Consider the following 23,318-nt stretch of genomic DNA (forward strand, 5'->3'; position numbering starts at 1 on the left):
CGCGTCGTGACGGCTGGTCTCTTGCAGGTAGTCGCGCCCAGCAACGCGGGTCACCGGCCCGTCTGGGACGGGTGCTGCCTGTCGCTCGCGCCGCTCGCTCTTGGTGAACGGGAGGTCTGCGAAGCTGCCCCGTCTCATGCTGCTTCCAGCTTCGCAAGTAGTGCATCGACCTCGGGCCAGAACGTGCGGTTGGCTTCGTCGTTGCGCAGGCCGGTCAAGACCGCGAGGGCACGGTTGACCACAGCGAAGGCGTCATCGGGGTCAGCCCCGTCCAAGCGCTCGGTCACCGCCTTATCGAACAGGGCGACAAACTCGGCCCCGGTGTAGGTCATCAGGTAGACGGTTCCGGAGTCCGGTAGGTTGCGAAGCAGCGTCTTGACCGCCTCGCGGTAGAGCGAGCTTGTGGTTACGCACACCATCTTCCCGTTGAGCATGACCATGATGAACGCGGCGTCGTCGGCCAGCGCATCGACCGCAACGCTTGCTCCGCCTGTCGTTTGGATGATCTCCATTACCTCACCTCCTTGGCTTCCAACTCGATGATGCGTTGCTCCAACTCGGTCACAGCTTCGATCCCGGCAACGGCGTTGAGGCACCCGATAAGGATACGCCCGGTGTCGGGGTCCACCTCACCGTTGGCGACGGCTTGCATGACCTGACGCGCTTGCTCGGCAAGCGGCGCGTCCTTGTTCAACTCGAACTGGACGCGCTCCGCCTGCGCCTTGATGACGGGGGCGCAGCGGGACAGGACCAACCCCGCCGCAGTCATGTCACCCTCCATCGCGGCGTCGATCACCACGCGGGCAACGGCGGGTGCGTCGTCCATCAGCGCCCGCGTCACCTTCGTCCGCTTGTCGGGCACGCCCTTGGGGCGGCCAAGCGGGTTCGGGCTTGCCATGCCTCGTTCCCACTTCGTGGGCGCGGGCTTGGGCACGAAGCCCTTCATCCATTCAGGTTCAATTTTCTCAGTCTGTTCTGTCATGTGCCGATCCTGATCTTATCAAGGTGCGAGCAGCGTCACGCGGAGGTAGCCTTGTCCGCAGCCATCTGGGCTGCACGGACCTGCTTCGCCTTGGTGGAGGTGCCGCCCACCGCGTCCTCAAGAGCCTTGAAGACTTTGCCCGCGTCCCGGTGGATCACATCGCCTGCGCCTGTTGCAGCACATGCAGACGCTTGGCCACGTCAGGGCGGTGCTGCGTGTTCCACTGTTTGAGGTAGGTCTTCTGAAAGTCGGGGGTCAGGCCACTGAGGTAGGCAGGGCCACCAAGCACTGCGCCCACTGTGGTCACATCACCATTGGCAATGGAGTCAGCCATGAACTTGTGCAGCTTGTCCTGCGGCAGCGCCTTCGCGAAGGCACGGATCTCCGCTGCCACCCCGCCCGTCGCCTTCTGCTCGATGGGCTGGGCAAGCTCGCCTTCAAGGAAGTTGATCTGCTTCTTGATGGTGTTGTTGGTGCTGTCGAAGGTGCGGCTGATGGCGTCCAGCTTCTTCTGGGCGAACCCGTCCAGTTGCAACAGGCGGGCGTCCGCCGTCTTGCTGGTGTCCTGCTCGACCTTCTCCCGCGCGTTCCACACGGAGCGGATGCCCTCGTAGGCCGTGCTGAATGCAGTCATGGTTGCGGCGAGCACGTCCTTCGTGTCATCGCCGTAACCGTCGATCTGCTCCACAACCCCCGGATGCAGCGCGGGGCTGATGCGGGTGTCCACCTTTACGTCATCTGTGATGCTCATTTTCGTCCCTCGATGCCTGATACGGCGTGATATATGCAACAAAGATACCTGCTTCACCGATAGTTCCGCAACGATTACATACACTTAGATATTATCCTGCATCGGTCTACTAAACTTGTGCCGCCCTTCAGTCCGTTTTTCGTTGCGCTTCATTCGAGACCTGTCGTGCAACTGGTCGTTCAACCTTTGAAGGAGTGACGACCATGACGACGATGACCACATACACCCGCCGCGAGAACGCGCGCCGTGCTGGGGTAGCTGCGGGCTTGCCCGCGAGCGGATCAAGATCACCGTCCACAAGAGCGACGGCGAGGTGCGGTTTGGGTGGAAGGAACTGGACACCGGCACAGGCGATAAGCAGCGACCCCAGCGGCGAGGCGGGGCTGCCGCTACCCCAGCGGCGAAGCGCACCGAGGCGCGCCCCCAGCGCCAGCACAGCGAGCGCACCGCACCGAAGCGCCCCCGTGCTGGCGGCAAGTGCGCGGCGGTGTGGGACTACCTTGACGCGAACCCGATGACCACGGGCAAGGCGCTGCGCGAGGTGGCGGCGGCGAAGGGGTGGAACCCGAATAACGCGACCTGCGAGCTATACGCATGGCGCAAGTTTCACGGGCTGACGCGCCAGCAGAACTGACGCATCTCTGCGTAAGGCGGGCGGCACCCGGCATTATGGTATTAAGAAATTAAGCCGCCCCCTCCCCATACCCAAAAGCGACCAAGCGAACTACAAGGGAGGGGGTATATTATTGTCTTAATATTCTTAATGTTACTTGTAACACACTGTTTTTGTTGGCTGCTCGCTATAAGAGGCCAGCTTGACATTAAGGCGGCTGGTCGGTCAGTTCAGTCCGGGAGGCGGACAATGCGGTATGCGACGCCGTGGAAGCTATAGCCCTCGATAAGTCGGTCAGACTGAACCTCCATGACATATCCGTTCGCAATGAGGCTGCGCATGGTGTCGTCCAAGGCGCGGGTCGCCCCGAGCTTGTGGTTAGTAAAGGCAGGCAGGGTTGCGCTCCGGGTCTGGAGGTAACTCCGGGGGATAATGCTGTTCTCCTGCATACCGGCGGGCACCTTGTAGCTTTTGGCGACTGGCTTCACGAGGTAGTCCCGCAGGAACGCGACCAGCTTCCGCTCGCGGGCGCTGTCGTCGATGCCAATGTCGCCGCCGCGCTTCCTCGTCTGGAACAGGTCAATGTCCTTGCGCACGAGTGTCAGCGCCCAAGCGACATGCTCAATCCGAACCTGCGGGGCGTATGGGTTGTCCATCACCGCCAGCAGTGAGGCAACCTTCATCCCCTTGAGGTGGGCGCGGCTCCACACCTGCCGCTCGGACTCGTCGTCGGTCGCGTTCAAGCTGTCGATGCAGTTCAACTCGAAGCGTTCCAGCTTCTCCTGAGCGTCGGCGTTCGGCTGAACGTAGGTCGGGGGCTTGTTGTTGATCGGCATCTGGTAGGAGGTGAGATGCGCCACCATGCCCTGCCACAGCCGCAAGGTGTCGTCGTCCAGAGGGATGTTCCGCTCCCGGTTCGGTTGCGGTCGGTCGCCCTCGTAGGTCACGCACAGGAACCGGCTGAGGAAGCCGTCACCCATCATGTCGGGCGTGAGGCATTCAAGGAACGTGGCAGGGGTCGTCTCACCGAGGAACGAAAGGGCTGGCCAGTCCACCCCGTCCAAGCTGTTGTCCGAGTTGCTGTAGCTCTTCCCTTCGAGGAACGCCTTTCCATATGCGTTCGTCATGACGGTGCGGAGGTTCTGCATTGGCGTGTCGTGCGGGTTGGACATGCGTTTCAGCTTGCGTCCAAACTCGCCCTGCAACGCGAGGAACCCCGGTTCGCGCAACAGCTCCTTGTGCAGCGCCTCGCCGCTGACAAAGTCCTGCGCCCGCGCGAAGCGCTCAGCGAAGTGGACGTTGGAGAGCTTGAGCATGGCGGGGATGCCCTCGTGGGTGCTGTCCTTGCCGATTCCGCTCTTTGCGACGAGGATGATGTAAAGCGCCAGATCCTTCCCGGTGTAGGTCCGATACCCGCGCCCGCACACCCCGGCCAGCAACCCCAAAGTGGCGGCGACCGCCACCTCACGGACAGGCGAATAGCTGTTGTCGAAGATGAAGCGCGCGATGACACCGGACCGCCCCGGCGGCCATTGCAACAGCGCACCAGCCTCGGCACCAGCCGCGTTTCGCCACCCGCCGCCACCTTCCCCTTGGCTGGGACGCCGGTCGCGCTGCTGGGGCGGCTGTGCAGCTTGTGCCCGACGAACCATGCGCAGCACCGAGGCGGGGTCCTTGCCCGCCTCAAGCGCGCGCTCCATTACATACCAGTCGTCGTCGTCCCAATCGAACTGATCGAGGTGCAATTCGTCGTCGCTACCTTCGGCAGCATTTGTTACCATTGTCATGTCCAGAATATCCTCTCAGGCGGCGGGGTGGTGATGCGCCCTGCCGCTTTTCGTGGGCGCGGCTGCGAATAGGCTGGACGTGACCTGTCCGCCGTCGCCGCAGTGTGCGGCATCGGTCTGGAAACAGGCATTTCCCGCCAAGCTCCCACGCTAGTTTCATTGTTACATGCCGCCTCAGGCTGACAGCGCTTGGCTGGTGCTGGTGCGCGCGCTCGCCACCAGCCACACGAGCAGGTCGCGCTCGGCATAGCGAACGACGCGGGTGCGAGGCGGATTGAAGAAGCGCGGTCCTCCGCCGCGCAAGCGGTAGCCCTCAAGCGTGCTGGGGTGAACGCCCAGAAGGGCGGCGGCTTCGCGCGCGTCCAGCGGGCGGCGCTTGGGTTCGTATCCGAACAGCTCGCAGAGCTGGTCGAACGTCATGTCGTTGTGGTCCATTGCGGTGACTCCGGCGACAAGTGTTGGCTTGCGCTGTGGTCACCAGAATCAGATCAGGCCGAATGCCGATCTGGCAGTGTCCGATACCCTGGGGGACTGGCTACCCTTGCTTCACCGGCTCTCGGAGACAGTATTCTTCGCGTGCCCCGTCTCCGGCACTGCCCACACCATAATGGGGGCGCATACGCCAGCACAACCCCTTATTTCGCTTGAATACTTTTGGGGGCTAGCCCGATTTTACGGAACCGTGTTTTCCAGCCGGCGCAATAACACCGATGCAAACGACAGGTGATCCAAGCACCGATCAATTGGATCGGTCAAAATGTCGTGCCCTCTCGGATTACGGATCGCTGACATAGCACCCGCAAAAATAAACTTGTAACCCATCTGTTCATCAACCTCGCTCGCTGTGGACAACGCGGTGAGTTTGATCTTGGGGTTCGCCTCTGCAAACGCAGCCATCATCAACTTGTAGCCGCTGTCCTTGATCTTCGAAAGCTTCTTCACCTTGTTGTCGAGGTATTTGAACGCTTCGAACGTTGCTTGCGAATAGTGTCCGTCATCGAAAAGTTTTAGCGCAACCTTGGTAATCTCAGGATGAATGTTGCGCTCGTCGAATGGATGCGATTGGACCCCTTTTTCTTCGTCAGCCTCCGGTTCATTACTCAAATCACCGGCGATTCTCACGAACTGCTCGAATGTCCGGAATGCGCTAGTCATCGATGAGGTTCGCCTTGATGCTCTTGAAAATGGCGTCGTAAGTTTCCTTGGTCCCGTTTGCGGGCAGATTTATCTCGACCCGGACTGTTAACGCCATATCGCGGCGCTGTTCTTTCGTATTCGCTTTTTCGATGACTTTGGTCGCGGTCTTCACCTCCGCACCGGTCGTCTTTTTCGCAGCCGCAGGTTTTGCTTTTGCGGAAGGCGCAGTCTTGGTCCCGTTGGGTGCAGTTTTGTCGCTTGGTTGTTCATGACCGGCCAGTGCGCGAAACGTGATGAACACCGACGCCTGCCTGCCACCAATCGCCTCGCTGGTCTTGTCCGTGGTTCGGAAATACGATGTAAGTTCTTTCTTGCTGAGCGACCACGCATCTTCGCCACGTAGTTCGAACAGGTCGCTGTATGCTTCTTTGACAAGCCCCTCGAACGCACTTGGAAAATCGTCATCGCCGAGGACGAATACATCATGACCCTTGTCGGTGCGCTTGCCCTCTTCGTCAATCGCGCCAATGAACTGTAGGGCATTGATAACGTAGCTTTCGTTATTTGATGCCAAGCCAAACTTCTTGACCGTCTCAGAGGTCACGGTGGCAGGGAAATTCTTTCTCAGAAACCCAATCATTTGCGCAATATTGCCTGCGCCCGAAATGTATGGATGCGACGCCATTGCCGTCCCTCCTATGGAAATGAACACGCTACCTGATGAAGTAGCCCGCTCAATCTATAGTAGGTTGCGCTAGCCTGGCAACAACTTGCTGATTCCCATCGAGCTAGGCGCTAATCGCCACCACGTTTGCACCGCTCGCTTTCGCAGCCTCGGCTTCGATCCAATCCGCGATGGACTGTGCTTCGGGGTAGAGGTAGGCAAGTCGCTCGGTCTCCAAGTAGTGGCGAGCGGTGACGGTCTTCGGCAGGTGCCCGGTCAACAACTCGACCTTGTAAAAGTCCATGCCGCACTGACCGGCGCCGACGTTGATGGTGGTGCGCCGCAGGTCGTGGTTCGTCACCTTGGTCCCCGCCACCTTGCTCACTTTCTTCAACAGGTCACGCGGGCTGACGATGTGACCGGACTTGCTCCATGTGGTGAACACCCAGGGCGAACCCTCGACGCGCTCGCGGGTCCTGAGCAGGTCCACCAGTTGCGTGGAGCAGGGGAACCAGAAGGGGTTCCGGTTCTTCGGGTCGGGCAGGTGCCACCAGCACGCGGCGGGGTCGTCCTCGATATGGACCTGTTCCCACCGCAGGCTGGCGGCTTCATTCAGGCGGCATCCGGTCAGCAGCAGGAACATGACAAGGTCAATCCCGGCGAGGCTGTCGCGGGTGTATGCCTCGGCACGCCACTCCTTCAACGCTGACCACACCGCGCCAACACGGTTGTCGGGAATGCGACCTGTGCGCGGCTTCAACTCCACCCAATCGTCCCTCAACCCGTCCACCGGATTGTTGGCGATGAGCGGGCTACCGTCAGCACGGCGATACTGACGGCTGGCGTAGTTCAGCAGCGCTTTCAGGATGGAGAGCGACTGGTTCGCTTGCCCCGGCGACCCCTGCTTGCGGTCGCCGCGCAACCCCTTCGTCATGAGCTTGCGGTAAAGCTGGCGGCACCCATCCTCGGTGATGGTCAGAATGGGCTTGTGCTCCCACTGGGCGAGCGTTGTGGTCACATGCCGCTCGATCTGCGCCGCACTGCTCTCCTTCAGCTTGCCGGGGCGCGTCATGTAGCTGTCTGCCACCTGACGAAGTGTCACTTTCATCGCCTCGTCCTGTTTGCGCTCGTCGCGGGGGTCGATCCCTTCGCGCATCCGCTGGAGCAACCGTCGCGCCTTGTCGCGTGCCTCGGCTTCCGTCAGTTCCCCGATGGGACCAAGCGTAAGGTTGACCTGCCGCCCCCTGACACGCCCATGGGCGACGAACACGCGCTTGCCCTTCGGGTATAGATCGGACGGGGCTGAGACGCGCAGTCCATAGCCCTTAACAGCGGAGTCGTGCCCTCCGTCCCAGTGCATTACGTAGCCCGTAGCGGGCGCTTCCACCTTGTCGATGTAGGTCTTCGTCAGCTTCGGCATTGTCGTTCCCTTTCCGCGCCCTGTAGCGCATTTGTAGCAGGCAGCTACGGGTTACGGCAGGTTACGACAGGCTTGCAAGTGGTTCAAGCTACTGATTCGTAAGGGCTTTTATGGGTTGTGCTGGGTTCTGCTGGCTTCTACGGGGACGCGGGCATAAGTCTTGAAAACCGGCGTGCGTGAAAGCGTACCGTGGGTTCGAATCCCACCTCCTCCGCCACTCAACAGTTTTATCCGATTTCAATAGGTCGCCTTGGGCGGCCTTTTTATTTGTTTATCATGCGGTTATGTGGGATTTCCTTTTTGTTGGATTTCTTTCGATTTGTCCCATATGCTTTCCTTGAGTGGTATAAAGTGTGGTATGATTTATGGCGGCGCTGGCTGGCAAGCTCACGAAAAAACTGGTGGAGAACCTAGGGCCGGGGCGGCACGGCGATGGCAACGGGCTTTATCTGGTGGTCGATCCCGGCGGCGCACGGCGGTGGATTGTGCGCGTGACGGTCAAGGGGCAGAAAAATCGCAAAGGCGCGCCCCTGAGAACGGACTTTGGCCTTGGCGGTGCCGATGTGGTCACGTTGCACCAAGCGCGGGATCGGGCTTTGGAATATCGGCGCATGGCCAAACAGGGCTTGAATCCGCGTTTCAACGCATCCCGCGACATTCCGACATTTGAAGAAATCGCCCAACAGGTTCACATCGACCGCATGCCGACGTGGAAAAACGCCAAGCACGGGCAACAGTGGATCAACACCTTGCGCGATTATGCCTTTCCCAAGATCGGGCGCATGCCAGTCGATAGTATTGATCAGCCTGAAATCCTGATGTGCTTGTCGCCTATCTGGACGGAAAAGCATGAAACCGCCCGGCGTTTGGCTCAGCGCCTCAAGGTGGTGTTGGATGTGGCGAAGTCGAAGGGCTTTCGATCCGGTGAAAACCCGGTGACCGCGATCAAAGACGCGGGCGTTTTGCCGAAGGTGGTCAAAAAGGCCAAACATCACAATGCGATGCGGTGGCAGGATGTACCAAACTTCTATGCCGATTTGTCCGGACGCGATGCGATGGCGGCGAAAGCGTTGATGTTCACCTGTTTGACCGGCTCACGCACGGGGAGGTTCTTGGGATGCGCTGGGATGAATTGGATTTTATTGCGCGCTTGTGGACCTGTCCGGCGGTACGCATGAAAACTGGCGATGATCACCGGGTGCCTCTGAGTGATGAAATGCTGGCAATCCTTGAGCCGCTGAAAGCAATGCAGTCCGAATATGTGTTTGAAGGTCAGAAACGGCACAGGCCGCTCTCAAACATGGCCATGTTGATGCTCTTGCGCCGCATGGGTGTCGAGGGCGTGACCGTTCACGGGTTCCGCTCCACCTTCCGAGATTGGGCCTCAGAGGTCGCCAATGCGCCGCGTGAGGTTGCGGAAATGAGTTTGGCACATAAGGTGGGGTCAGATGTAGAGCGGGCCTATGCGCGATCTGATTTGCTGGATAAGCGGCGGGTGTTGATGGAGCGTTGGTCCGGGTTTGCAACTCACCGGAGTTTAAATGGGCAAGCATGACTCCGTTTTGCAAGCTTTGCGCTTTGTTCTTTGCGAAAAAGTTTATCCGAGGCGGCTTGATTTAATGCGCAACGACACTCGAGCCGCAGAAGTAGTTGAGAGTTATGTGAGCATAATAAGTGAATTCTATGCAGGTGCCTATTTTAAAAACCCTGCAAAGCGCACGCCTTTCGAAAGAAACGCTTACAATGTATTTTGGAAAATACGGCCTCTAAATGGTTTGTCGAAAGACACGCTCAGGAAATATATTGCTGAGCTTTGGGCGAAAGGCGCGTTCGATCAGAAAATTTTGTTTAAGTAAGTCAAGGTGTTTTAAGTTAAATTTCCAATTTGGAAAATATGCATTTAGCCTATTCGCGGTTTTGAAATTTTGTGAATATTGGGCATCACCGATAAAAATAAAAAACAGGTGATACATGACAAACCTATTCGAACAAAACCGAAACTACGTCCTTGGCGATCCCGAACTTGAGATCATCGGCGACCGCGACAAGCTGGCGCAATGGCGGCACAAGGGCATGGGGCCGGCATTTTACCGGCTGGGCCGCAAGATTATCTATCGTGGCGCGGACCTCAACTCCTGGGCCGAAGCGAACCGGGTTGAGCCTGTCGCGGGTGTGCAGAACTGATGACCAAGCGCGTCACGTCGCGCCGGGTCAAAATTCACCGCCAATACACCTATGATCAGGCCGCAATGGCGCTGGGCGTGTCGCTCCAAACGGTGCGGGGGTGGCGTAGGGAGGGCCTTCCCGTCCTGACATCCAAAGTCCCGCATTTGATCATCGGTGCAGAGCTAAAGGCGTTTCTGGATCGGCGCTCCACCAAATCCAAGCTCACCCTCACGCTTGAACAGTTCCGCTGCATGCGCTGTGGCGGGTCTGTCGCGGCCTATGGTGGTATGGTTGATTACACGCCCCTCACATCAGAAAGGGGCGTTCTCTCGACGCTCTGCGCGACCTGTGAGGGGGCTTGCACGAAGTTCGCGAGCCGGGCGCAAGTCGATGCTCTCTCGCACATCTTGTCGGTGACGTTCTGCAATAGCCGGTGAGCCTAAGAGAACCTTTCAAACCTAGCGTGAACCATCACTTTCGGAGACCCGCACAACACGTCGCGAATATGGCTCTGAATCTCACCAAAACTGGCCATTCCAAGGAGCAATCACATGGCAAAGCGGATTGAAGACAACGAACGGATCAAATGGGCCTATGCGCTCTATTTGCGCGATGCCAAAGGGCAGGATCAAAAATCCATCGACAAGGCGCTGGCCGCGATTTGGCGTTTTGAGCAAAGCACCAATGGCAAGCCGTTTAAAAAATTCCACCGGCTGCAAGCGTCTGGTTTCAAAGATCACCTTGCACGGGCCAAGAACACGCGGAACGGCAAGCCGTTGGGCGTTAGTACGGTGGATGCAACCCTGCGTTTGGTTCAGGCGTTCTTTCACTGGCTGGCCAGTCAACCGGGCTACAAAAAGGCCGTGACCTATGCCGATGTGGAATATTTCAACAACACGATGAAAGCCGCCCGTGTCGCCCACGCCAAACGCGACATTCCCTATCCGTCGATGCAGCAATGCGCCCATGCCTTTCAGGCGATGCCAAACGGCACAGAGTTCGAGAAACGCGACAAGGCGCTTTTTGCCTTTTTCATGTTGACCGGCGCGCGCGATGGGGCGGTGGCGTCTTTGAAACTCAAACACGTCAATGTCGAGACCGGGCAAGTGTTCCAAGACGGGCGGGACGTGAACACCAAATTTGCCAACACATTCCGGTGTCAGTTTTTCCCGGTCGGTCCCGCCTATCGCGATTGCTTTGCGGCGTGGGTCACATATCTGAAATCCGAAAAACTGTTCGGCCCGACGGATGCGCTCTTTCCCAAGGCCAAAATCGCCTATGTGGAGGGGCAGGGCTTGGTCAATGTCGGGCTGGACAGGGTGGGCTATAGCGGTTCCGCCAAGCTAAACGAGATCATCCGCACCGCGTTCGCCGTGGTCCAAATGCCCGCGTTCACCCCGCACAGTTTCCGCAAAACACTGGTCAAACATGGCGACGAGGTTTGCACCTCCCTAGAACAACTCAAGGCCTGGTCGATGAACTTGGGCCATGAGAACTTGGCCACAACGGTCAATTCCTATTTGCCAGTGTCGGAGCATAGGCAATTGGAGATCATCGGCAAAATGGCGATGTAAGCCGAAAGGCGTTTGTGCCTCACGGGTTCGCCCGCTAATCTCCCCCGGAATTGTCCCGGCCCAGCGCCGGGGAGCGACTTGGGACGGGTGGGAATTTATGCCAACATTGCGATGGATGACGCGGGACGATGATGTGCGGGCAGCGGAAAAGGTGCCTTACCGCCTGTTAGAAGAAGACCCCGCTTTGGGCTATGGCGACCGCGACACCGGCAATATGATGATCCAAGGCGACAACCTTGAGGCGCTCAAATCCCTGTTGCCGTTCTATGCGGGCCAAGTGAAGTGCATCTATATCGACCCGCCCTATAACACCGGATCGGCGTTTGAGCATTATGACGACAACCTAGAGCACTCCAAATGGCTCGCTATGATGTGGCCCCGGTTGGAATTGTTGCGCGAATTGCTATCTGAGGATGGTTCGATTTGGGTGAGCATTGATGACCGGGAAGGGCATTATCTCAAGGTCATTATGGATGAGGTGTTTGGGCGTAAGAACTATGTAACTACTGTAGTTTGGAGGACTTCAGACAGCAGCAATAATAACGTAACCCAATTTTCATTGGATCATAACGATACCCACATTTATGGTAAGAAACCGGGTTGGCGACCAAACTTCTTAGACAACCCTGAGAAACGGAAGCACTTTAAGAACCCTGACAATGATCCGCGTGGCCCATGGTTTGACGGGAATAATATGCAAAACCCCGGACTTCGCCCCAACCTTCAGTACAATGTCACGGCCCCAAATGGGACAATTATAAAACACCCACCAAATGGTTGGCGATGGTCTTGGGAGACAGTTCAAGCAAAAATGGCTACGGGTGAAATCCGTTTTTCTGAAGATAATAAGCGGATTATTCGCAGAACATATATGAATGATATGCCCGGTCTTCCGCCTTCTTCTCTGTGGACCGACCTTAAGGAGACGAGCCATAACAGGGCGGCAAAGTATGAGCTAAAGTCAATTTTCCCGGAGCAGCCAGTTACGTCACTTTTTACCACACCTAAACCTGAAGGCTTTATTTCTAAGGTTTTAGCAGTGGCCACCAACCCCGGCGACCTTGTTCTAGACTCCTTCCTTGGCTCTGGCACAACCGCCGCCGTGGCGCAAAAAATGGGTCGCCGGTATATCGGCATTGAAATGGGCGATCATGCCGTGACCCATTGCGTCCCGCGTCTGCAAAAGGTGGTGGACGGTGAACAGGGCGGGATTTCCAAGGCGCAAAACTGGCAGGGCGGCGGCGGTTTTCGCTTTTTCCGTCTGGGCAGTTCGGTGTTTGACGAAACCGGCCAAATTCAACCCGACATTCACTTTGCCACCTTGGCCGCGCATATTTGGTTTTCCGAGATCGGCGCACCATGGACGCCCCCGTGGGCCGCGCCGGATGATGCGACGCCCTTTCTTGGCGCGCATACGTTTGGCGGCGAAGCGGGGGCAGGGCGCGCGCTGGGCGTGGCGCTTTTGTACAACGGTATCCTTGGCGACAAGTCGATCAATGGCGGCAACGTGTTGAACCGCAAGACGCTTAAAGTGATCCGTGAGGCGGCGGGGGGCTATGATGGCCCACTGGTGGTCTACGGCGAACGCACGGTGTTGTCCGAGGCGTCCTTGGCGGATGAGACTATCACCTTCAAACAGACCCCCTATGACGTGAGGGCGCGGCGATGAAACTTAAGAAATATCAACAACAGACCATCGACACGCTTGCGACCTATTTCAAAGAGGCGCGGGTGCGTGGCCCGAAAGTGGCCTTTGAGGCGATCACAACAGAGGAAGAGCAAGCCAAGCGGTTGCGGGGCCGTGGCGGCGTTTATAGGCCGATTAAGGGCCTAGAGGCGGTGCCTTATGTGTGTCTGCGTTTGCCCACGGGGGGCGGCAAGACCTTGCTTGCGGCGCATTCTATCGGCCTTGCGCGCGATTATTGGTTGGAACGCGAATATCCGGTGGCGGTGTGGCTTGTACCCTCTGACACGATCCGGCGGCAAACGGTTGAAGCGCTCAAAGACACGCGCCATGCGTATCGTCGGGCCTTGGATGACACGTTTGAGGGCCGGGTGCGGGTGTTTGACATTGCCGATTTCACCCAAGTGACGCCACAAGATTTGCGCGCGCAGCTATGTGTGTTCGTCGGCACGATCCAGACTCTCAAGGTGAGCAACACCAATGGCCGCAAGGTCTATCAGGACAATGAGTTTCTTGAGCCGCATTTTAGCACGGTGTCGCCGAACACGCCGGGTTTGGAGCGCAATGAGGAGGGGCCGCGCAAAGGCGAAATCCGCTATTCTTTCGCGAACCTGTTGCACCTGCACCGCCCGCTTGTGATCGTGGATGAGGCGCACAGCGCGGTCACGTCACTGTCGTTTGAAATGCAGCAACGGATCAACCCGTCTGCGATTGTCGAATTTACCGCGACCCCCAAGGATCGGTCTAACATCCTGCATTCCGTCACGGCGCAAGAGCTTAAAGACGAACAGATGATCAAAATGCCGGTCGTGTTGGAAGAACACACGTCTTGGCAATCGGCGGTCAATGGCGCGATTTTGAAGCGCGCAGAGTTGGCCGAAATAGCGGCAACGGACACGGAAAATTATATCCGGCCTATCGTGTTATTTCAGGCGCAAAACAAGGACCAAGAGGTCACTGTTGATGTGTTGCGCGATCACTTGGTTGAGGTCAAAGGCATTCCGCCCGAACAGATTGCGGTGGTAACCGGGAACCAACGCGAGTTGGACGGGATCGACCTCAAAGACCCGGCCTGTCCGATTGAATATGTGGTGACGGTACAAGCGCTCAAAGAAGGCTGGGATTGTTCGTTCGCCTATGTGTTCTGTTCGGTCGCCAATATCAGTTCGGCGGGTGCTGCAGAGCAACTTTTGGGCCGTGTCTTGCGCATGCCCTACGCCAAAAAACGCACGGCGGCGGCGCTCAACAAATCCTATGCCTGCTTGAACTCCCCGGCCTTCCAAGACGCCGTGCGCGGCCTTGTGGATCGTCTGGTTGATATGGGGTTCGAGGAAAGCGAAGTTCAGGACAACATAGAACACGCCCAGCCCGAATTGCTGGACGGAATGTTCGGGCGTCAAACCAAGCCGCGCCCAAGTTTCTCCGTGTCGCTTCCTGCGCCAGTTGAAGAGCTGAAGGGAATTGAGCTTGCCGCGCCGAATAAGGTTAAAGTTGCACCGGATGATGAGGGCATGGCGCGCGTATCGGTGACAGATTTTCCCACGCCGGTTGAAGAAGAGGCAATCTTTGCGCAAATGCCGGAAAAGCACCACGGCGCGTTCAAAGAACAGTTGGAGCGGTTCAAAGAGGAAAACAAACTCTTGGCCTCACCAGCGCAACGCGGGGAGGTGTTTATCGCCCCCCGCCTTATGGCGCATGTTCAGGGCGATCTTTTGTTTGCGGACAATGAACGCTTTTTTGAGTATCACGAATGGGCGCTCAAAGATCATTCGCACCAATTGTCTGAGAGAGAATTTTCGGTGCGTCAGGTGGCCGATACGTTCGAAATTGATCTGGATGGCGACAAGCTCAAGGTTGAGTATTCGGATCAATCCGAACAGTTGATGTTGGATATTGGTGTTGATGGCTGGACCGAACGCGGTTTGGTTCTTTGGCTGGATCGAAAGGTGCGGGATCGTTTTGTTGGGCAAGGCGAACTTGTAAGTTGGCTCACGGCTGTTGTGTCGCACCTTATCAACACGCGAAAGATACCTCTGGCCGCTTTGATGCGGTGCCAGTTTGTCTTGGCCCGGTGTTTGCAGAAAAAGTTAGAAACGATTTATGACCAAGAGCGATCTAAGAGCTTTCAAATGAATCTGTTTGCACCTGAGGCGCAACCGGAACTCAGCTTTGAAAACGGTTTCCGGTTCTTTGATGGCATGTTTGCCGGGGTGCGGATGTATCGCGGGCGTCAGTCATTCCCGAAACACTTTACCGGACCAAACCAAATTCCCGCTTTCGATGGGAAGGGCGATGATGGTGGCGATGGCGAAGAGTTCCGGTGTGCTGTTGCCTTGGACAGCTTGCCTCAGGTGAAACACTGGATCAGAAATGTGCCCAAACATCCGAACGCCTTTTGGTTGCCTCTGTCGGGTGGAAAATTCTACCCTGATTTTGTGGCGGAGTTGGTCGATGGCCGAACCTTTGTTGTCGAGTACAAAGGCGACCATTTGAAAAATGACCCGGAACAAATTGCCAAGGTTACCATCGGCGAACTGTGGCAGCGACAAAGCGGGGGCAAGGCTGTGTTTCGGCAAGTGGTCAAAGAGGATGACAACATGGATATGCGCGCGCAAATGATTGAGGCTATCGGCGGATAGAGAAGGGGCATTTTGACCCCCTTTTGAAACCTTGTGTGGTATTTTTTGTGGTATGAAATTTTCAGGTAAAATATTTTCACAATAAGATCAAATAATTGAAGGATATGTATTGCGGACACCTCCTCCGCCACTTGCCCCAGCGAAAGTATTCTCCCGATCCGGCTACGGCCGGATTTTTCCGTTGTTTTCGAGGGTTATGCGGGCGGGGCTGAGAACTGGTGGAGGCGCCGAGAGGCATGGAAGCGGTCTCTCCGGGCCGATATTCTCCGGACCTGTTGACTGCGCTCTTTTGGTACAGTCCTATAAAACTCTGAAAATTATACCCTTTTTCGGCCACTAGAACTGTACCTTTGCGGCGGACGTTCGGCATGCGGGCGCGACCCGGGCCGAAAACCCTAAAAAACCATAACTGGTATGCAGTGGTTCGTGACCATTGATCATGAACACGCCTACATTTTACCGCCAACACCCTTGAACTTCTCAACGAACGCAGAGATGCGTTGGAAAACATCTCTTTTTTTAGTCAGGTATTGTGGATTGAGTGGGCTCATTTTTGGGAGGATCGAGTTCAACTCTGTGCCGTTTTCGCTCGCGTATTCGCGCTTGATCGACGTCGCGATGTAGCGCTTGGCGGCATCTGCGTTCAATTTTTCCTCGGTTATCAGTTCTTCCGCTTCCCGGCGCTGTTCGGCTTGTGCGAAGGCAAAAAATGCCTCAATCACTCCGGCCTTGTCCCCCAGTTTGTCAAGGTCTGTTTGATTGATGAAATCGACGATGAGGCCTTCTTTCGCGCGATTGCCAATACTGGCGCGAATTACACGGCGAACCTCGCCAACGAGCTCTGACTTGCTCTTCGTTTTTTTGTTGTGCTCGAAGATAAGCTCCAGGATGTAATCCAGATTGATTTCCTGGGACTTTAAGAGGTCGATCTCAAACACTACATCATCCCAGTCAATCGTTGACTCAACTTGCTCGGCGCTCGCCTTTTCGCGGCGAAGCCAATCCCGGATGTCATTGTAGGTCGAACGGTAGTCCTGGACCTTTCGGTCAACAGGCATCTCGATGTTCTTGAGCTCGTCAACGTCATCATCACTCAGATGGTGTCGCTCCTTGAATGTTCTCACCGCTTCAGCGTCACTCTCGTCGATCTCCTGAAGCTCTCTTAGGCTCGAGAACTCATCATAATTCTGAAGGATATTCTCTACACGGAGATACTCGCCGAACAGCTTCGCAAAGGCCTTCTTGTCGGTTTCTTTTTCGATGGCGGAGGGGTCCGGGAAACGCTCTTCCAGCTCACGGACGACATCGATAAAGCCTCGCCGCGCCTCGCCTGTCGTCTGGTCTGTAAAACCTTCCATGTATTCTGAGTAGCTCTTCTCCAGAACGACGTTCTTGGTATTGGCGTTGCCAAAGAGTGTGATCGCCTTGACGGTCGCCTCTTCCAGGTCACGGAAGGTAACGATGTTGCCGAAGGACTTGGTCGCATCATAAATGCGGTTGGTGCGGGAGTAGGCTTGTATAAGGCCGTGAAAACGCAAATTCTTGTCCACGAACAGCGTGTTAAGGGTTGGCGCGTCAAAGCCGGTCAGGAACATACCAACCACGATGAGCAGGTCGACTTCCTTGGATTTTACCCGTTTCGCCAGATCCCGATAATAATTCTGGAAGCCTTTGCTATCGACGCTGAAATTCGTTCGGAAGCAGGCATTGTAGTCCGCGATTGCGGCGTTCAGGAATTCCTTGGCGCTGCTGTTCAGCGCCGAAACCTCAAAACTCTCGTCAGGAATGTCGCCAATCGCATCCTGTTCTTCGTTGGCTGCGAACGAAAAGATGGTCGCGATCTTCAATGGCTTGTCGCTACCGTCCTGCAGCGCATTCAGTTTTTCATAGTAGAGCTTGGCTGCATCAACGCTGCTCACCGCGAACATGGCGTTGAAGCCCTTATTGTCTCCATAGAGACGATGCGTCTTGCGGCGGAAGTTATCGAGAATGTACTGGGAAATCTCTGCGATTCGTTCGGGGTGTTGAAGAAATCGCCGGTTTTCGGCGGCGGTCAGCTTCTTTTCGTCCTGTTCGGTTTCGATCGCTTTGAACTGCGGGCGCACATCGTTGTAATCGACCTTGAACTTCAGCACCTTCTCGTCGCGGATCGCGTCAGTGATCACATAGGAATGCAGTTCGCTCCCGAACACACTGGCAGTCGTCTCCGCGCCCGAAGCATTTTCCGGAAAGATTGGCGTGCCGGTGAAGCCGAACTGGCAGAATTGTTTGAATTTCCGCTTGAGGTTCTTCTGTGCCTCACCAAACTGGCTGCGATGGCACTCGTCGAAAATGAAGACGACGCGCTGCGTATAGACCGGCAAGTCGCCCTCGCTCTTCATCAGATTGTTGAGCTTCTGGATCGTCGTGACGATGATTTTGTTATCGTCCTTGGAGAGGTTGCGCTTCAACCCGGCTGTGCTGTCGGAACCGTTGACGCTGTCAGGCGAGAAGCGCTGATACTCTTTCATCGTCTGGTAATCGAGGTCTTTGCGGTCGACCACGAAAAAGACCTTGTCGATGAAATCGAGGTTTCTGGCCAGGCGGGCCGCCTTGAAGCTGGTCAGTGTCTTGCCCGAGCCTGTCGTATGCCAGATGTATCCGCCGCTTTCTGGCTTACTAAGCGTCTTACCTTCGAACGAGCTTCTTATCTTTCGTAAGATTCGTTCCGTGGCCGCGATCTGATAGGGGCGCATCACCAGCAGCGTGTCACTGACGTCGAAGACGGAATAGTCCAACAACACCTTCAACAACGAGCGCTTCTCGAAAAAGGTCGCTGTAAAATCCTTCAGGTCCCGGATTAGGTTGTTATCGGCCTGCGCCCAGTTCATCGTGAAGTCGAAACTGTGCTTGTCACGCTTTGTCGTGTTGGCGAAGTAGCGCGTATCCGTGCCGTTCGAGATCACGAAGATCTGGAGGTACTTGAAGAGCGAACTGTCCGAGTTGAAGCTCTCCTTGCTGTAACGGTGGATCTGGTTGAACGCTTCCCGAATGGCGACGCCGCGCTTTTTCAGCTCGACCTGCACCAGCGGCAGCCCGTTCACCAGAATGGTCACATCGTAGCGGTTCGCGTGAGTGCCCGCTTGCTCGAATTGCTTGATGACCTGAACCTTGTTGCGACAGACATTGGCCTTATCGACCAGATAGATGTTCTGGATACGGCCGTCATCGAAGACGAAGTCAAAAATGTAGTCGTCGTGGATCTTGCGGGTCTTGTCAGTGGCGCTGTCGCTGGGGCGATCCAGATAGGTCTCAACGAACCGCGCCCATTCCTTTTCAGTAAACTGAACATTATTGAGCGCTTGCAGCTGTGTACGCACATTCGCCAGCATGGCGCCCGTTGATTTCAGATCGTCAAGAAACTCATAGCCTTGATTGCGCAGGTCCTGAACAAGCTCGCGCTCCAGGTCGGCCTCGGACTGATAGCTGTCAGCCGCCTCCCAAGCGCGGACATATTTATCGAGAACGATAAAGCGATTGGTCTCGGCGATCGGGGTCGTCTGCTCAGGCACTTGGGGCGTCCTCCTGCCAATAGCTGTAATTGTTGCGCAGATGATCCAGCAGGAGCTTTACCGTCTGCTTTTCCTGCGGCGAGGGCTCGGCGATGGTCTCACTGGAGAGCGTGCTATGGCTCGTAAACTGAATGATGCGGTTCATGTAAAGTTGCTGGTCGCCCGGCAGCAGCTCTGACCATCGCGGATAGCCCAGAAAGTTCGATGTCTTTTCATAGAGATTTCGCAGCAGGGTGAAGTGATAGCGCTCGATCTTGTCTGCCGCGATTGCCTCCTCCAGCGTCTGCTTGAGGTAAAGGTGATAAGAAAAGCTCTGGTTTGAATCGCCGTTCTTCTCTGTCAGCTCAAACGTACCATCCTCAAGCCGTTTCAGCATGTAGGAGGTCTTTTTTTTCAGCTCATTGAACAGCACGTTGAAGAAAAGCGGGCTGTGCGTCGTGATGATGAACTTCAGGCCGTTCACCGCATCGCTTCTCTTGATCAGGTCGGCGACATCGACGGCAAGCTGAATGAGGTGGTTCTCATCAAGCGAACTGACCGGGTCATCGATAAAGACATACTCGAGGTCATTGAACTGATCCGTCTCGCGCTCATCGACTTCAGCGACGTTTCGGGTGCTGATGACCTGATCCAGCAAGCAGTAGAAGACGCTCCAAATGAAGTTGCTTTCCTCGCCTTTGGAGATTTTCAGGTTACCGGTGCTCGTATCGGTTCCGCGTTCAAGCGAGAAAGTCACCTCTGAAAATTCGGGGTTGAAGCGTGGCGTCAGGTTCGGCTGAGTATAGCGCTGGAACGCTGTGATAACCCGAGTATCGAGTCCGAGGTCTTCAAAGGCGGATTTCGTATAAGCATTCGGATGAATGCAAAGCTTCCGCTCGGTGTCGCCGGTCAGATCATTGTCCCAGTAGAAGAGGTCTTCGGTGAAGGCGTTATAGTAGAGCACCTTGGGGCGATAATCGTCGTCCCGTTCTTCGGTCTTCGGGTCGATCAGCTCTCTGAATGCGCGGGACAGCCGCGTTTTGCCGGAGGCGTTGAACGCATAGATCAGCTGCACCTTCTTGTTGGCGCCCCGCAGCGTGTCAGCGATTTCGGTCAGCGTCTGTCCCATTTACGCCGCCTCTGCATCAGGCTTGGGAAAGCTCAGCAGCTGATCGCGGTAATAGGCATATTGCTTTTCACGCAGCTCGATCTCGCGGGGCAGGCCTTCGCTGATCGAAGTCGTCAGCGTGTCGAACTTGTCGAGGATTGCGACAATGCGCGACTGTTCCTCGAGAGACCTGGTAGGGTCGTTGGGGTAAGGAACCGGCAGACGCACGTTCTTGACTCCATCAATCAGGAGCCTTTTCATTTTGCCGCTCGAAACGTATTTCGCTTTCTGATCATGAAAGGCATCAGTCTGCATCGCATATGCAATGAACTTCGGGTTCATGTTGTGGCGGAAAGCATAGCTATCATCGTGGATCGCGACTTTTTCTTCTCCGAGCCACGCAACCGCTTTGCCGACGTCTTCGATTGTTTCGCTGACGCCCGCGATGACAACATCATTCGGCTCAGCATACCGCAACGAAGCCGCCATATCGCTTCTGACTTTCGAAAGTGTTTTGTGCGCGAAGACACCATAGTGCGTGTAGATTTCGCCATAGTGGATCGCACCGATGCCTTCATCCACATAATCGGCTTTCGTAAAGCGCTTTCCACGGATGAACTCGCCAATCTCGTCCAAGGGTTTCCATTCGACATCCCCACCTTCAAAGCTGAGAAGCCAGTCGCGGTAGTGGTTGTATTGCTTTTTGCGGGCGGTAAGCTCGGCGGTAAGCTCGGCGGTAAGCTCGGTGAAGGTGTCCAGTACCCGAACAATCTCCCCCTGTATCGCCAGCGACTTCTCCGGATCATCTGGGCATGGGATGGGGAAGTCGAGCAATTCTACGACTGACTTTGAAAGTCGCGGAATACTCGCTCTTCGTACTTGAGATGATATTTTGCTCCGCTGTGTTAGAAGCCAGTGATATACATATTTACTTAAAATCCAATTGGGCGTCTGAAAGAAATGAACATCATCTGCAGCCCAAAACTTGGAAGCGCTGTAACCAATTTCCCCTGCTGCTCCAGCGCAAATAACAAAAGCGGTGTCGGCTTCAACATTCGAATCATGATAGAATCCGAGGGGTTTCATGCTGTTTTGGAATACAGCAAATTTCCCGGTTTCCTCTAGCTGACTTCTTACGAGCCTTCGCCCACGTTGTATTCCAACAACTTCACCCAAAGGCTTCCACGCCACTTCACCACCATTCAGCAGCTTTTCCAGAAAGCCCGCCGCGCTCATGCGTCGATCTCCGCAATGATGGCGTCGATATCGGCGCGCAGCTGATTGATCCGTTCCACAGTGGTGCCGATCTGATCATTCAGCTCGGCAATATTGACGATCTCACGCGTGTCGCGCGGCTCGACATAGGAGCTGACGGAGAGGTTATAGCCCCGCTCCACAATGGTTTCATAGGGCACTGAGGCGGCGACATGTGGCACGTCTTCCTTCGAATCGAAGATGTCCATCACTCGCGCGATGTGATCATCCGTCATCAGATTGGTGTTGGTGGCCTTCTTGAAGAAGTCTTCGCCGGTCGCGTCGATGAACTGGATGGTCGTGTCGGTTTTGTTCTTGGCGAGAACCAGGATCGTCACCGCTATGGTCGTGCCGTAAAAGAGGTTGGAGGCGAGCGCGATCACCGTCTCGACATAGTTGTTATCGACAAGATATTGCCGGATCTTCTTCTCCGCGCCGTCGCGATAGAAGATCCCTGGGAAGCAGACGATCGCCGCGCGGCCCTTGGCCGAGAGATAGCTGAGCGCATGGAGCACAAAGGCGAAATCGGCCTTTGATTTGGGTGCGAGCACACCCGCAGGCGCAAAGCGGTCATCGTTGATCAGGGTCGGATCGTCCGAGCCGATCCACTTCACCGAATAGGGCGGGTTGGAAACGATGGCATCAAAGGGTTTGTCGTCCTGGAAATGCGGTTGGGTCAGCGTATCGCCGCGCTGGATGTTGAACTTGTCGTAATTGATATTGTGCAGGAACATGTTCATGCGGGCCAGGTTGTAGGTCGTGTGGTTGATCTCCTGCCCGAAGAATCCTTCTTGTATGGTGTGCTCTGGAACGGCCTTATTGGCTTCCAGCAGCAACGTGCCAGAGCCGCAGGCGGGATCGTAGACCTTGTTGACTGTTTCCTGTTCATGGGTGGCAAGCCGAGCGATCAGCTTTGAAACGTGTTGCGGGGTGAAAAACTCTCCGCCGGACTTGCCCGCATTTGCGGCGTAGTTCGAGATCAGGAACTCGTAGGCATCGCCAAACAGATCAATCTGGCTGTTGTGGAAGTCCCCGAAATTGAGTTCCGCAACCCGCTTCAGCACTTTGGCAAGGCGGCTATTCTTTTCGGTCACCGTATTGCCAAGGCGCGTGCTGGTCGTGTCGAAGTCGGCGAAGAGACCTCTGATGTCCTGCTCAGAGGGGTAGCCGTTGGCGGAGGACTCGATCGCCGCGAATATCTGCGCCAAATCGGTGTTCAGGCTGTCATTCGTGTTGGCGTCCTTGGCGACATTGGCAAAGAGCTGGCTGGGATAGATGAAATAGCCCTTGGTTTTGATCGCGTCATCCTTGATGTCATCGGTGACGACATCGTCGGGAAGGCCAGCGTAGTTGATGCTGTCGTCATCCGCCTCGATATAAGCGGCGAAATTCTCGCTGATAAAGCGATAAAAGAGCGCGCCAAGGACATACTGCTTGAAGTCCCAGCCATCGACCGAGCCGCGCACATCGTTCGCGATGTCCCAGATTTTCCGTTGTAGCGCCGCGCGTTGTTCCTGGCCTGTCATTTCTTTTTGTCCTTCTTCGGACTGGCTTCACGCTCGATCCAGTCCTCAATATCCGCGCGCCGAAACCGCCAAGTGCCGCCGACCTTGAAGCCGGGGAGCTTGCTGTCGGCCGCGAGACGGTAAGCGGTTTTTTTGTTGATCCTGAGATAGTCGGCGACTTCATCAATGGTCATGATGTCATCTGCCATGCGAAGCTCTTTCCCATAATCATCCCTTTTGAGATTTCTATGGAAAATTGCGGATTCCTACAAGGCGGGAATTCGAAGCGGTTTCAGAGCGCTGATGAGATCGCGCTGGCTTTGGGCGTGTCGCTCCTTGTAGTCGGTTTTGTCGCTGGCTTCGATGTCCGGGCATCTGAGCCGAGTCCCGCCCAAGGCCTCTAGCTCTGCCCATGGTCCCGTCGACGCCGCCTGTGCGCGCTTTGAACCTTATCTTCGCGCGGCGATACCGCTCCCGCATGCCTTGCGGCCCGACGCCGGGTGC

Annotated in this window: 21 protein-coding genes; 8 read left to right on the forward strand and 13 right to left on the reverse strand. The window is 56.0% G+C overall.

Annotated features, from left to right (window positions below):
* Positions 1-134: 134 nt before the first annotated feature.
* From DA792_RS05665 to DA792_RS05705, 8 genes are all read right to left on the reverse strand, one after another.
* The gene (locus DA792_RS05665; RefSeq protein ID WP_107718867.1) at positions 135-512 is read right to left on the reverse strand and encodes a hypothetical protein; all 378 of its coding nucleotides are present in this window, start codon (positions 510-512) and stop codon (positions 135-137) included.
* Positions 512-982 (reverse strand): DUF5681 domain-containing protein, encoded by a 471-nt coding sequence (locus DA792_RS05670; protein ID WP_199908121.1) that lies wholly within the window; start codon positions 980-982, stop codon positions 512-514. Before DA792_RS05670 ends, DA792_RS05665 begins: the two co-directional genes overlap by 1 nt.
* A gap of 154 nt (positions 983-1,136) precedes the next feature.
* Positions 1,137-1,733: a hypothetical protein gene (locus tag DA792_RS05675; RefSeq protein ID WP_107718869.1), complete on the reverse strand. Its 597-nt coding sequence runs from the start codon at positions 1,731-1,733 to the stop codon at positions 1,137-1,139.
* Between the two features lie 843 nt (positions 1,734-2,576).
* Positions 2,577-4,133, reverse strand: coding sequence for a DUF3987 domain-containing protein (locus DA792_RS05685; protein ID WP_107718871.1), 1,557 nt, complete (start codon positions 4,131-4,133; stop codon positions 2,577-2,579).
* 174 nt (positions 4,134-4,307) lie between these two features.
* A complete protein-coding gene (locus tag DA792_RS05690) occupies positions 4,308-4,568 on the reverse strand; it encodes a helix-turn-helix transcriptional regulator (protein ID WP_107718874.1) in 261 nt (86 codons plus the stop codon).
* Between the two features lie 237 nt (positions 4,569-4,805).
* On the reverse strand, positions 4,806-5,288 hold the full coding sequence (locus DA792_RS05695; protein WP_107718876.1) for a TIGR02391 family protein: 483 nt from the start codon (positions 5,286-5,288) through the stop codon (positions 4,806-4,808).
* Positions 5,281-5,955 carry a DUF5343 domain-containing protein gene (locus DA792_RS05700; RefSeq protein WP_159075179.1) on the reverse strand — a complete coding sequence of 225 codons (675 nt, stop codon included), beginning with the start codon at positions 5,953-5,955 and terminating at the stop codon, positions 5,281-5,283. The genes DA792_RS05695 and DA792_RS05700 overlap by 8 nt, the downstream gene beginning before the upstream one ends.
* A 103-nt stretch (positions 5,956-6,058) precedes the next feature.
* Positions 6,059-7,354, reverse strand: a complete 1,296-nt coding sequence (locus tag DA792_RS05705; RefSeq protein ID WP_107718878.1) for a tyrosine-type recombinase/integrase — start codon at positions 7,352-7,354, stop codon at positions 6,059-6,061.
* 365 nt (positions 7,355-7,719) lie between these two features.
* Here DA792_RS05705 and DA792_RS05710 point away from each other — a divergent pair, with 365 nt between their 5' ends.
* The 8 genes from DA792_RS05710 to DA792_RS05740 all read left to right on the forward strand — a co-directional run bounded on the left by DA792_RS05710 (position 7,720) and on the right by DA792_RS05740 (position 15,417).
* Positions 7,720-8,532, forward strand: coding sequence for a tyrosine-type recombinase/integrase (locus DA792_RS05710; protein WP_254679363.1), 813 nt, complete (start codon positions 7,720-7,722; stop codon positions 8,530-8,532).
* Positions 8,472-8,909: a tyrosine-type recombinase/integrase gene (locus DA792_RS22720; RefSeq protein ID WP_254679364.1), complete on the forward strand. Its 438-nt coding sequence runs from the start codon at positions 8,472-8,474 to the stop codon at positions 8,907-8,909. The genes DA792_RS05710 and DA792_RS22720 overlap by 61 nt, the downstream gene beginning before the upstream one ends.
* Positions 8,896-9,210 carry a hypothetical protein gene (locus DA792_RS05715; RefSeq protein ID WP_107718880.1) on the forward strand — a complete coding sequence of 105 codons (315 nt, stop codon included), beginning with the start codon at positions 8,896-8,898 and terminating at the stop codon, positions 9,208-9,210. The genes DA792_RS22720 and DA792_RS05715 overlap by 14 nt, the downstream gene beginning before the upstream one ends.
* 115 nt (positions 9,211-9,325) lie before the next feature.
* Complete coding sequence (locus DA792_RS05720; RefSeq protein WP_107718882.1) at positions 9,326-9,538, forward strand: MerR family transcriptional regulator; 213 nt, start codon at positions 9,326-9,328, stop codon at positions 9,536-9,538.
* Positions 9,538-9,957 carry a helix-turn-helix domain-containing protein gene (locus tag DA792_RS05725; RefSeq protein WP_107718884.1) on the forward strand — a complete coding sequence of 140 codons (420 nt, stop codon included), beginning with the start codon at positions 9,538-9,540 and terminating at the stop codon, positions 9,955-9,957. Before DA792_RS05720 ends, DA792_RS05725 begins: the two co-directional genes overlap by 1 nt.
* Before the next feature lie 114 nt (positions 9,958-10,071).
* Positions 10,072-11,094 (forward strand): site-specific integrase, encoded by a 1,023-nt coding sequence (locus DA792_RS05730; protein ID WP_009571409.1) that lies wholly within the window; start codon positions 10,072-10,074, stop codon positions 11,092-11,094.
* 217 nt (positions 11,095-11,311) lie between these two features.
* On the forward strand, positions 11,312-12,763 hold the full coding sequence (locus DA792_RS05735) for a site-specific DNA-methyltransferase (RefSeq protein WP_254679692.1): 1,452 nt from the start codon (positions 11,312-11,314) through the stop codon (positions 12,761-12,763).
* On the forward strand, positions 12,760-15,417 hold the full coding sequence (locus DA792_RS05740) for a DEAD/DEAH box helicase (protein WP_107718888.1): 2,658 nt from the start codon (positions 12,760-12,762) through the stop codon (positions 15,415-15,417). The genes DA792_RS05735 and DA792_RS05740 overlap by 4 nt, the downstream gene beginning before the upstream one ends.
* Positions 15,418-15,866: 449 nt before the next feature.
* Here DA792_RS05740 and DA792_RS05745 read toward each other — a convergent pair whose 3' ends face one another.
* The 5 genes from DA792_RS05745 to mads1 are packed head-to-tail and all read right to left on the reverse strand — an operon-like array spanning position 15,867 to position 23,023.
* A complete protein-coding gene (locus DA792_RS05745; protein WP_107718890.1) occupies positions 15,867-18,968 on the reverse strand; it encodes a type I restriction endonuclease subunit R in 3,102 nt (1,033 codons plus the stop codon).
* Positions 18,961-20,076 (reverse strand): AAA family ATPase, encoded by a 1,116-nt coding sequence (locus DA792_RS05750; protein ID WP_107718892.1) that lies wholly within the window; start codon positions 20,074-20,076, stop codon positions 18,961-18,963. The genes DA792_RS05745 and DA792_RS05750 overlap by 8 nt, the downstream gene beginning before the upstream one ends.
* Positions 20,077-21,291 carry a restriction endonuclease subunit S gene (locus DA792_RS05755; protein ID WP_107718894.1) on the reverse strand — a complete coding sequence of 405 codons (1,215 nt, stop codon included), beginning with the start codon at positions 21,289-21,291 and terminating at the stop codon, positions 20,077-20,079.
* Positions 21,288-22,835, reverse strand: a complete 1,548-nt coding sequence (locus tag DA792_RS05760) for a type I restriction-modification system subunit M (protein WP_107718896.1) — start codon at positions 22,833-22,835, stop codon at positions 21,288-21,290. Before DA792_RS05760 ends, DA792_RS05755 begins: the two co-directional genes overlap by 4 nt.
* On the reverse strand, positions 22,832-23,023 hold the full coding sequence (mads1, locus tag DA792_RS05765) for a methylation-associated defense system helix-turn-helix domain-containing protein MAD1 (protein WP_107718898.1): 192 nt from the start codon (positions 23,021-23,023) through the stop codon (positions 22,832-22,834). The genes DA792_RS05760 and mads1 overlap by 4 nt, the downstream gene beginning before the upstream one ends.
* Positions 23,024-23,318: the final 295 nt, after the last annotated feature.

It is taken from the genome of Celeribacter baekdonensis (genome assembly GCF_003047105.1).
Classification (GTDB): domain Bacteria; phylum Pseudomonadota; class Alphaproteobacteria; order Rhodobacterales; family Rhodobacteraceae; genus Celeribacter; species Celeribacter baekdonensis_B.

What these genes read in the sequence shown, in the direction of transcription:
- DA792_RS05710 (WP_254679363.1), top strand. Translation starts at nt 7,720, where the DNA reads ATGGCGGCGCTGGCTGGCAAGCTCACGAAAAAACTGGTGGAGAACCTA.
- DA792_RS05760 (WP_107718896.1), bottom strand. Translation starts at nt 22,835, where the DNA reads ATGACAGGCCAGGAACAACGCGCGGCGCTACAACGGAAAATCTGGGAC.
- DA792_RS05695 (WP_107718876.1), bottom strand. Translation starts at nt 5,288, where the DNA reads ATGACTAGCGCATTCCGGACATTCGAGCAGTTCGTGAGAATCGCCGGT.
- DA792_RS05705 (WP_107718878.1), bottom strand. Translation starts at nt 7,354, where the DNA reads ATGCCGAAGCTGACGAAGACCTACATCGACAAGGTGGAAGCGCCCGCT.
- DA792_RS05665 (WP_107718867.1), bottom strand. Translation starts at nt 512, where the DNA reads ATGGAGATCATCCAAACGACAGGCGGAGCAAGCGTTGCGGTCGATGCG.
- DA792_RS05730 (WP_009571409.1), top strand. Translation starts at nt 10,072, where the DNA reads ATGGCAAAGCGGATTGAAGACAACGAACGGATCAAATGGGCCTATGCG.
- mads1 (WP_107718898.1), bottom strand. Translation starts at nt 23,023, where the DNA reads ATGGCAGATGACATCATGACCATTGATGAAGTCGCCGACTATCTCAGG.
- DA792_RS05720 (WP_107718882.1), top strand. Translation starts at nt 9,326, where the DNA reads ATGACAAACCTATTCGAACAAAACCGAAACTACGTCCTTGGCGATCCC.
- DA792_RS05755 (WP_107718894.1), bottom strand. Translation starts at nt 21,291, where the DNA reads ATGAGCGCGGCGGGCTTTCTGGAAAAGCTGCTGAATGGTGGTGAAGTG.
- DA792_RS05670 (WP_199908121.1), bottom strand. Translation starts at nt 982, where the DNA reads ATGACAGAACAGACTGAGAAAATTGAACCTGAATGGATGAAGGGCTTC.
- DA792_RS05740 (WP_107718888.1), top strand. Translation starts at nt 12,760, where the DNA reads ATGAAACTTAAGAAATATCAACAACAGACCATCGACACGCTTGCGACC.
- DA792_RS05750 (WP_107718892.1), bottom strand. Translation starts at nt 20,076, where the DNA reads ATGGGACAGACGCTGACCGAAATCGCTGACACGCTGCGGGGCGCCAAC.
- DA792_RS05690 (WP_107718874.1), bottom strand. Translation starts at nt 4,568, where the DNA reads ATGGACCACAACGACATGACGTTCGACCAGCTCTGCGAGCTGTTCGGA.
- DA792_RS22720 (WP_254679364.1), top strand. Translation starts at nt 8,472, where the DNA reads ATGCGCTGGGATGAATTGGATTTTATTGCGCGCTTGTGGACCTGTCCG.
- DA792_RS05715 (WP_107718880.1), top strand. Translation starts at nt 8,896, where the DNA reads ATGGGCAAGCATGACTCCGTTTTGCAAGCTTTGCGCTTTGTTCTTTGC.
- DA792_RS05675 (WP_107718869.1), bottom strand. Translation starts at nt 1,733, where the DNA reads ATGAGCATCACAGATGACGTAAAGGTGGACACCCGCATCAGCCCCGCG.
- DA792_RS05735 (WP_254679692.1), top strand. Translation starts at nt 11,312, where the DNA reads ATGATCCAAGGCGACAACCTTGAGGCGCTCAAATCCCTGTTGCCGTTC.
- DA792_RS05725 (WP_107718884.1), top strand. Translation starts at nt 9,538, where the DNA reads ATGACCAAGCGCGTCACGTCGCGCCGGGTCAAAATTCACCGCCAATAC.
- DA792_RS05685 (WP_107718871.1), bottom strand. Translation starts at nt 4,133, where the DNA reads ATGACAATGGTAACAAATGCTGCCGAAGGTAGCGACGACGAATTGCAC.
- DA792_RS05700 (WP_159075179.1), bottom strand. Translation starts at nt 5,955, where the DNA reads ATGGCGTCGCATCCATACATTTCGGGCGCAGGCAATATTGCGCAAATG.